At 66.6% G+C, this 9,058-nt stretch carries 6 protein-coding genes; 3 read left to right on the top strand and 3 right to left on the bottom strand.

Annotated features, from left to right (window positions below):
- Window positions 1–47: 47 nt before the first annotated feature.
- Window positions 48–707, bottom strand: coding sequence for a TetR/AcrR family transcriptional regulator (locus MJ783_RS07375; RefSeq protein ID WP_239309435.1), 660 nt, complete (start codon window positions 705–707; stop codon window positions 48–50).
- 200 nt (window positions 708–907) lie between these two features.
- Here MJ783_RS07375 and MJ783_RS07380 point away from each other — a divergent pair, with 200 nt between their 5' ends.
- On the top strand, window positions 908–2,923 hold the full coding sequence (locus MJ783_RS07380; protein ID WP_239309437.1) for an acyl-CoA dehydrogenase family protein: 2,016 nt from the start codon (window positions 908–910) through the stop codon (window positions 2,921–2,923).
- A 78-nt stretch (window positions 2,924–3,001) separates the two neighbouring features.
- Here the strand turns inward: MJ783_RS07380 and MJ783_RS07385 are convergent, their stop codons facing one another.
- The gene (locus MJ783_RS07385; RefSeq protein WP_239309439.1) at window positions 3,002–4,048 is read right to left on the bottom strand and encodes a 2-oxoglutarate and iron-dependent oxygenase domain-containing protein; all 1,047 of its coding nucleotides are present in this window, start codon (window positions 4,046–4,048) and stop codon (window positions 3,002–3,004) included.
- A gap of 635 nt (window positions 4,049–4,683) precedes the next feature.
- Here MJ783_RS07385 and MJ783_RS07390 point away from each other — a divergent pair.
- Window positions 4,684–5,100 (top strand): DUF1003 domain-containing protein, encoded by a 417-nt coding sequence (locus tag MJ783_RS07390; RefSeq protein ID WP_239309441.1) that lies wholly within the window; start codon window positions 4,684–4,686, stop codon window positions 5,098–5,100.
- A 136-nt stretch (window positions 5,101–5,236) separates the two neighbouring features.
- Here MJ783_RS07390 and MJ783_RS07395 read toward each other — a convergent pair whose 3' ends face one another.
- Window positions 5,237–5,908 carry an MBL fold metallo-hydrolase gene (locus tag MJ783_RS07395; RefSeq protein WP_239309443.1) on the bottom strand — a complete coding sequence of 224 codons (672 nt, stop codon included), beginning with the start codon at window positions 5,906–5,908 and terminating at the stop codon, window positions 5,237–5,239.
- Window positions 5,909–6,111: 203 nt separating this feature from the next.
- Here MJ783_RS07395 and uvrA point away from each other — a divergent pair, with 203 nt between their 5' ends.
- A complete protein-coding gene (gene uvrA / locus MJ783_RS07400) occupies window positions 6,112–9,000 on the top strand; it encodes an excinuclease ABC subunit UvrA (RefSeq protein WP_239309445.1) in 2,889 nt (962 codons plus the stop codon).
- Window positions 9,001–9,058 lie beyond the last annotated feature (58 nt).

Below are 9,058 nucleotides of genomic sequence, written 5' to 3' on the forward strand. Positions count from 1 at the left end.
TGCGCCCCTGAGCTCGGGCTGGACGCCCTCATCGGCGGGGCGGGCCGTCAGATCGCGAGTGCGGCGAGGACGAGGCCCAGCCCCTCGTGGAACTGGGTTTCCATCTCGGCGGCGAGGTGGTCGGCGGTTGCGGCGAGGTGGGGGTAGCGGGAAGCGGCCGGACTGATCGCGGTTACTGGCGTGACGGTGGCGTCCGGCCCCTTGCGGGCGATCGTCGCCGCGGTGTGGCGAGCTTCGGTGAGGGAGTGCCCGAGGGTGTAGAAGAGCAGCGTCTGGAAGGCGTTGGCCGCCTCATGATCGGGCATTCCCGCGTCGCGGAGCAGACCGATCGTGTGGTTGGTCCGTTCCCAGCTGGCTTCGCCGCCCGGCGGCCGGCGCAGGACGACCGGTGCGAGAGTGGGATGGCGCAGGAGCGACCGGCGCAGCTGGGCGAAGGTCTCCCGGAGGTCGGCGAGGGGGCTCCCGGAGTGGGGGAGTGGCTCCGTACCTCGCACCACCCGGTCGGCCAGGGCCTCCAGGAGATCGTTTTTGGTGCGGAAATGCCGGTAGACGGCAGTGGGGTCGATGTTCAGCCGGGCACCGAGCGCTCGCATGCTGAAGCCTCCGACCCCACCGATGTCGACGATCTCCATCGCGGTGTCGAGCAGCAGCTGTTGGGACAGCGTCCCGCGAGGGGTGCGGGTGTGGCGAGGTTGCGCGGTCTCCATCGGTCTCCTTCACGTTTTCTGCTACCTACAGTGTAGTCAACGATGTTGACGACACTTCTTGATGAACTTGATCTTCATCCAACCACCCACCAAAAACCAACGACCAAAAAAGTACGATGCGTGCCGCCAGCAACAGACAATAGATCGCTCCGGGCGGGGAAGAAAAGGCGTAGCAGATCTGCTGAACCTGGGAGCTGAATATGCCACAAGTGGACGAAAAGGACGCCCGCAAGGTCGCCGAAGCCGCGCGTGAGACGGCATGGACGCGTCCGTCGTTCGGTAAGGAGCTCTTCCTCGGGCATTTTCGCCTCGATCTCATCTCGCCGCACCCCCGGCCGTCGAAGGCCGACAGGACGCGCGGTGAGGCCTTTCTTGAAAGGCTCGAGGAATTCCTGCGTGAGCACGTGGACCCGCTCCAGATCGAGCGGGATGGGCGTATTCCGCGGGACGTCCTCGATGGTCTCAAAGGGCTGGGCGCGCTGGGCATGAAGATCCCGGAGGAGTATGGCGGCCTCGGGCTGAGCACCGTGTACTACAATCGGGCGCTGGCGCTCGCCGGTACCTGGCATTCCTCCATCCCGACTCTGCTCTCGGCGCACCAGTCGATCGGGGTAGCCGAACCGGTTCGCAGATTCGGCACACGTGAGCAGAAGCGCAGGTACCTGCCGCTGGTCGCCCGCAAGGAGGTCAGCGCGTTCCTGCTGACCGAGCCAGATGTGGGCAGCGATCCCGCGCGGATGAGTGCGCAGGCCGTTCCTGTGGACGGCGGTGTGGCCTACGAGCTGTCCGGCCACAAGCTGTGGACCACCAACGGTGTGATCGCGGACCGGCTGGTTGTGATGGCTGTCGTGCCGACAGCCGCGGAGCGTCACGGCGGCATCACCTGCTTCATCGTCGACGCGCACGCGCCCGGTGTCACGGTCGAGCACCGCAACGAGTTCATGGGTCTGCGTGGCATCGAGAACGGTGTCACCCGCTTCGACCGGGTGAGAGTACCGGTCGAAGACCGGCTTGGCCGGGAGGGGGAAGGGCTCAAGATCGCGTTGACGACCCTCAACACCGGCCGGCTGGCCCTGCCAGCGGTCTGCGCCGGCGGCGCGAAGTACTCGCTGCGGATCGCCCGGGAGTGGGCCGCTGAGCGGGTTCAGTGGGGCCAGCCGATCGGCCGCCACGAGGCCATCGCTCAGAAGATCGCTTTTATCGCCGCGACCGCGTTCGCCATGGAGGCGGTCGTCGACCTGACCGCGATGATGGCCGACGAAGGCGGTAAGGACATCCGGATCGAGGCCGCGCTCGCCAAGCTGTACGCGAGCGAGATGGCGTGGCTGGTCGCCGACGAGATGGTGCAGATCCGCGGCGGCCGCGGGTACGAGACGGCGCAATCGCTGGCCAATCGCGGTGAACGGCCCGTCCCGGCCGAGCAGATGCTGCGCGACCTGCGTATCAACCGGATCTTCGAGGGCTCCAGCGAAATCATGAAACTGCTCATCGCCCGGGAGGCGGTCGACACCCATCTGACGGTCGCCGGGGACATCATCGAGCCGGAGATCCCGTTGTCGGCCAAGGCGAGAACCTCCGCGCGCGCGGCTGGCTTCTACGCCCGCTGGTTGCCCCGACTGGTTGTCGGGGAGGGGACCGGCCCGCGTTCCTTCGCTGAGTTTGGCGCGCTCGCGACGCACCTTCGGTTCGTTGAACGGTCGGCGCGCAAAATGGCCCGCTCGACCTTCTATGGGATGAGCCGTTGGAAGGGCGGCCTGGAAAAGAGACAGATGTTTCTTGGCCGTATCGTCGACATCGGTGCGGAGCTGTTCGCCATGAGCGCGTGTGTGGTTCGTGCGCAGCTGCTCGCGCGGGACGGTGAGCCGACCGCCATCGAGCTGGCGGACCTGTTCTGCCGGCAGGCCCGGCGCCGGGTCGATGTTTTGTTCGACGCGTTGTGGAGCAACGACGACACCTACAATTTCCGGGCCGCGCAACAGGTTCTGGCCGGCAGGTTCGACTGGGCGGAGGCGGGAGTACTCGACCCGAGCGGCGGCGGGCCGTTCCTCGCCGATGCCCGCCGCGCGGCTGAGGACACTGGCCGGCCGGGCGCGGCTGCCACCCGGGCGGAAAAACAGGAGAAGACCAAAAAGGATAGGAAGGATGTGAAAAATCCGGCGGGAGGTATCGCGGAAAGTGAATCCGTGCCGCCGGCCGGTGTGGTTCCGGGAAGCTGACGGAGCCTTGTTGCCGGACCGCGCTAACGGTCCGGCAACAAGCGTACGGCGGGTCACCCGCCAGGTCGGGCTCGGAGATCAGCTGATCAGGAGCCCGCCGTCATCCCGCAGGAGGGGCAGGACTGACAGGCGGTCCTCCGCGAGGATGCGTTGGGTAGTAATTCGTGCTGGATAACTACGCATGAACATATTGGTAAAATGTGTCCCGTAGTGGATGCAGTCGGCACTCACCCCGGACAGCGGACGGATGCGGGCCGCAAAATTGGGCTCATGGAAGTACGCGAGCGCGAAACGCTCTCGGGTGTTCAGCCTGACCTTGTGCGGTGTCGAGAGCAGAAAGCCGTCGGTCAGGAACTGAAGAATGTCACCAGGGAACACCGTCAGTACGCTCGGCACCGGCCGCACGAACGTCCACGGCTCCTCGTTCTCGTACATGCCGGCGGCGCTCTCGTTCGCCAGCCAGTTCCTGTTCCGCTTCTCCCCGGCAACCGGCGGACGTATGTAGAGCCCGCCCACGTCATCCTGGGCGGCGATTACCAGCAGCCCGTAGTCGGTGTGGGCGCCGATGCCGCGACGGCTCTCCTTCGACAAAGCGGGAAAACGCAGGACCCGCATATGGTGCCAGCCATCAGCGGTCAGCCTCGTCAGCGCGTCGGTGTCATCAAGCTCCAGGCCCAGCGCTGTCAGCTTCAGTAGTTTCTCACCCACCCGGCCGAGTTCGTCCATGAACACCCGCATGCTTCGCTGGTATTCGGCGTCGGGCCAGGGGGTCGGGCCGTGGCATGGCCACCGCGCCTGAACACGGGCATCGTCCAACGCGATGTCCGGACAGACCGTGAAAATCTCGGAATAGTCCGCTTCGCCGGCCGTGACCTCCTCACCGGACGCGATGTAGCCGCTGTAGGTCAGCTCACTCACACATTGGCTCTTGGCTTTCATGGGCAGGCGAAAAAATCGTTTGCTCGATTCAATCGCGGCCTGGGTTTTTTGATCCTGTGCCGGGCTGGTAGCAATCTGGAATATTCCGTCGCTCCGCCAGGCTCGCACCATCGCACGCGCCAGCGCGCGGTCGGATTCCGTGCCGTCGATGAACTCGGGTAAATGGAATGTCTGTAGCTCGTTCAATTCGGTCTCCTTCTGTGTGGGGGTGCGGCTACCGCGCGTACCGAAATAGCAGCTCCCCGTCATGGTGCCGGGGTGCGGCTGGACCCGTGGCATGCGTCAATTTCCCTCGATCCGCCTGATTGAACCAGAATGATGAAATATCTGCATCAGTGATCGAATCTTCTGTCACCACCTCGATAGCGCGAGCGGTATTGCCAGTACCATCGACGCCGCGCTGGTATTGCCGGTACCACTTAGCGCGACCGGCCGTGGGGCACGCACCTCGCGTCATCGCCAAGGTGACTCCCTCCGTCACCTCGCGATACACGCGCCCCGACCTCGCTCCCTGATCCATGACCCTGTTGCCGGAGCTTCGTGGGCCGCGTTGTTCCCGCCTCGCACGACCGACCAGCCTGGACCGGGTACCACGGCTGTGCCCCCAGTGGGAACCTGGGCAGATGACCAGCGCCCAATCCGCTGATGCCGGCCAGCCGCCCGCCGCGCCCGATCGTTCCGGTGACCGCTGCCCGGCCTGCGAGCGGCCGGTCAACACCGTCAGGCCGCGGCCGCTCCCGGCCGGGGCCAGCGAGCGGCCGCGGCATCACATCCGTAACGAGACTCACCTCGTCGCCAGCCTGAAGAGCTCACAGGACCGGGTGGCCGACGCTGTGACGGCTTTTGCGGGCAGTCTCAGATTCGTCTACATCCACGCTCTGTGGTTCGCTCTCTGGATTGTGGCGAACACGGGGGTTTGGGGTCCCGCGCTGGTTTTCGACCGCTATCCTTATGGCCTGCTGACGATGCTTGTCAGCCTGGAGGCCATTTTTCTCAGCACATTTGTCATGGTGAGCCAGAATCGACAGGCAGCTCGTAACGACCTGCGCAGCGAACTGGACTTCGAGACCAATGTGCGCAGCGAGATCTGGTCTGTTCATATCGGCCGCAGGCTCGGGATCGATCCTCTCGAAATCGAGGCGGAAGTGCGGCGCGCGCTCACTGTCGGCCGGAACCGGCTGCATGACACCGTGGTTGCTGGCCTCGAGCCCGAGATTTCGCCGCGAGAGCGTGCGTGAGATCGGGATTTCGACCGGTACGAGGATCCGGCGGCAGGGCGTTCGGTCAGGTGGCGGCGCCCGGGTGGATGATTCGCGATGCCGCGTCCCCTCGTGCCGGGCGCGCTGAACCGCGTCCAGCCGCCCCGGTATTCGCTCACCAGCCGCGGGCACGCCATTCGGCGAGATGCGGCCGCTCCGCCTCGATGGTTGTGTCCCTGCCGTGCCCGGGATAGATCCAGGTGGCATCCGGGAACGGCCCGAAAACCTTCCACTCGAGGTCATCCATGAGAGAGCTGAACGCCGAGGCGTTCCCGAAAGTGGCACCGGGGCCACCGGGAAACAGACAGTCACCGGTGAACAGATGCGGTGCGGCCGGGTCGGCATCGTAGAGCAACGCGATCGACCCCGGTGTGTGCCCAACCAGGTGAATCACCCGCAGGGTGGCGGCGCCGACGGTCACCTCGTCGCCGTCACGGACCAGGACCGTCGTCGGCACCGGGATGGCGTCGGCGTCGGCCGGGTGCGCCACCGTCCTCGCCCCGGTCGCCGCGACCACCGCGTCCAGCGCCTGCACATGGTCATTGTGATGGTGGCTCGTCACCACGGTGGTGAGCCCCGCCGCACCGATGAGGCCCAACAGCGTCTCGGCCTCGTTCGCGGCGTCGATCAGAAGCTGCTCGCCGGTTACGGCGCATCGCAGCAGGTAGGCGTTGTTGTCCATCGGACCGACCGCGACCTTGATGATCGTCAGCCCCGGCAGCTCGCGGACATCCGCCGGCCCGCCGGCCGCGACCACTCCCGAATACCCGTGCTCGCCGTGTCCCATGTTCTCCTCCGCTGAACATCATACCGCCGCCGGTGGTCGTGGCTGGCCAGGCCAGCGACCATGGCGGGGCTCGTCTCAGCTGTCCCCACCGCGATGTCGCTCCGAAGCTGTCGGGGCTCGTCCGTACCATGGCAGGCGCCGCGGACATCCGTCCTCGAACGCGGCATGTCCCGTCACCCGAGCAGACCGCGAAGGATCCCACGATGGCAGACCGTCTCGTCGTTCGCGGCGCGCGCGAGCACAACCTGCGCGATGTCGACCTCGACCTGCCACGGGACTCCTTGATTGTTTTTACCGGTCTGTCGGGCTCGGGAAAGTCCAGCCTCGCCTTCGACACAATTTTCGCGGAGGGGCAGCGGCGGTATGTCGAGTCGTTGTCGGCCTATGCCCGCCAGTTCCTTGGCCAGATGGACAAGCCCGACGTCGACTTCATCGAGGGGCTGTCCCCAGCCGTCTCGATCGACCAGAAGTCGACCTCACGAAACCCCAGGTCCACGGTCGGAACGATCACCGAGGTGTACGACTACCTGCGCCTGATGTTCGCGCGGGCGGGTCGCCCGCACTGCCCGAAGTGCGGGCGACCGATCTCCCGGCAGACCCCGCAGCAGATCGTCGACCGGCTGCTCGAGCTGCCCGAGGGCACTCGCTTCCAGGTGCTCGCCCCGATCGTTCGGGGCCGCAAGGGCGAATACCTCGACCTCTTCGCGGACCTGCAGTCCAAGGGATTCGCCCGCGCGCGTGTCGACGGCGGTGTCCTCGCTCTCACCGATGTGCCGAAACTGGAGAAGCAGCGTAAACACACGATCGAGGTCGTGGTCGACCGGCTGGCGGTGAAGGCGTCGGCAAAGCAGCGGCTGACCGACTCCATCGAGACGGCACTCGGCCTTGGTGGTGGTCTGGTGCTGCTCGACTTCGTCGACCGCGACCCGGGCGGCCCCGACCGTGAGCGGATGTACTCCGAGCATCTCGCCTGCCTGTACGACGACCTGTCGTTCGAGGAGCTGGAACCGAGGTCCTTCTCCTTCAACTCCCCGTACGGTGCCTGTCCGGACTGTTCCGGCCTGGGCACCCGTAAGGAGGTCGATCCCGAGCTCGTCGTTCCCGACCCGACGCTGTCGCTGAACGACGGAGCGATCGCGCCGTGGTCAGCCGGCCACAACAAGGAGTACTTCACCCGGCTGCTGGAGGCCCTGGCCAACGATCTCGGCTTCCGGATGGACATCCCCTGGGAGGGCCTGCCGGAACGGGCACGCAAGGCTGTGCTGCACGGACGGGGGGAGACCGAGGTCCAGGTCGCCTACACCAACCGGTACGGCCGGTCACGCCAGTACTTCACCGCCTTCGAGGGGGTGGTCGCCTTCCTCAGCCGCCGCCATCGGGAGGCCGAGTCGGACAGCAGCCGTGAGCGCTACGAGGGCTACATGCGTGACATCGCCTGCCCGGTCTGCCGCGGCGCCCGGCTCAAACCCGAATCACTGGCGGTAACCCTGGGTGGTCGTTCGATCGCCGAGGTGGCCGCTATGGCCATCGGGGAGTGCGCCGAGTTCCTGCGGGCGCTCGAGCTCACCGAACGGGAACGGACGATCGCCGGCCGGGTACTCAAGGAGATCGACGCGCGGCTCGCGTTCCTGCTCGACGTCGGGCTCGACTACCTGTCCCTGGACCGTGCCGCCGGCACGCTGGCCGGGGGGGAGGCGCAGCGGATCAGGCTCGCCACCCAGATCGGTTCGGGGCTGGTCGGGGTCCTCTACGTCCTGGACGAGCCGTCGATCGGCCTGCACCAGCGGGACAACCGCCGCCTCATCCAGACGCTGGTCCGGCTGCGCGACCTCGGTAACACCCTGATCGTCGTCGAACACGACGAGGACACGATCCGCGCCGCCGACTGGGTGGTGGACATCGGGCCGGGGGCTGGTGAGCACGGCGGCAAGGTCGTCGTGTCCGGCTCGGTGGAGGCGTTGCTCCATGCGGAGTCCTCGATCACCGGGGCGTACCTGTCGCGCCGCCGCGAGATACCGGTGCCCGACATCCGGCGGCAGCCGACCGCGGGCCGCGCGCTGACCGTCCACGCGGCCCGTGAGCACAACCTGCGGGATGTGACGGTGTCGTTCCCCCTCGGCTGTTTCGTGGCCGTCACGGGCGTCTCCGGCTCGGGGAAGTCCACCCTCGTCAACGACATCCTGGCCGCGGTACTGGCGAACACGCTCAACGGCGCTCGGGAAGTACCGGGACGGCATCGCGGTGTCACCGGCATTGATCATCTTGATAAGGTCGTCAGGGTTGACCAGTCCCCGATCGGCCGGACCCCGCGGTCGAACCCCGCCACCTACACCGGCGTTTTCGACCACGTTCGCCGCCTGTTCGCCGAGACCACCGAGGCCAAGGTCCGTGGCTACCTTCCTGGACGATTCTCGTTCAACGTCAAGGGCGGCCGCTGTGAGGCCTGCGCCGGGGACGGCACCATCAAGATCGAGATGAACTTCCTGCCGGACGTGTACGTGCCGTGCGAGGTCTGCCACGGTGCTCGGTACAACCGGGAGACGCTGGAGGTCCACTACAAGAACCGGAGCATCGCCGAGGTCCTCGATATGCCGATCGAGGAGGCCGCGGAGTTCTTCGCGGCCGTTCCCGCGATCGCCCGGCATCTGCGCACCCTCAACGACGTCGGTCTCGGCTACGTCAGGCTCGGCCAGTCAGCACCGACGCTGTCCGGCGGGGAGGCACAACGGGTCAAACTCGCCGCCGAGCTCCAGCGGCGCTCCACCGGCCGCACCGCCTACGTGCTGGACGAGCCCACGACCGGGCTGCACTTCGAGGACATCCGTAAACTGCTGGGTGTTCTCGGCCGCCTTGTGGACACTGGCAACACGGTCATCGTCATCGAGCACAACCTGGACGTCATCAAGACGGCGGACTGGGTCATCGACATGGGTCCGGAGGGCGGGACCGGTGGCGGACGGGTCATCGCCGAAGGACCGCCGGAGGTGGTCGCCGCGGTCGAGAGCAGCCATACTGGGCTGTTCCTCCGGGAGATCCTCGGGCCACGGGCCGGCTTCGGGTCGGCGGCCGGGCCGGCGTCAGCCGCGTCCTGACCGCCGGGGCTCCTGTCACGCCGCGGGACAACGGGACGTCCGCACGGCCCCAGGCCGG

The sequence above is a fragment of the Protofrankia sp. Cj3 genome (genome assembly GCF_917627355.1).
In the GTDB taxonomy this organism is placed as follows: domain Bacteria; phylum Actinomycetota; class Actinomycetes; order Frankiales; family Frankiaceae; genus Protofrankia.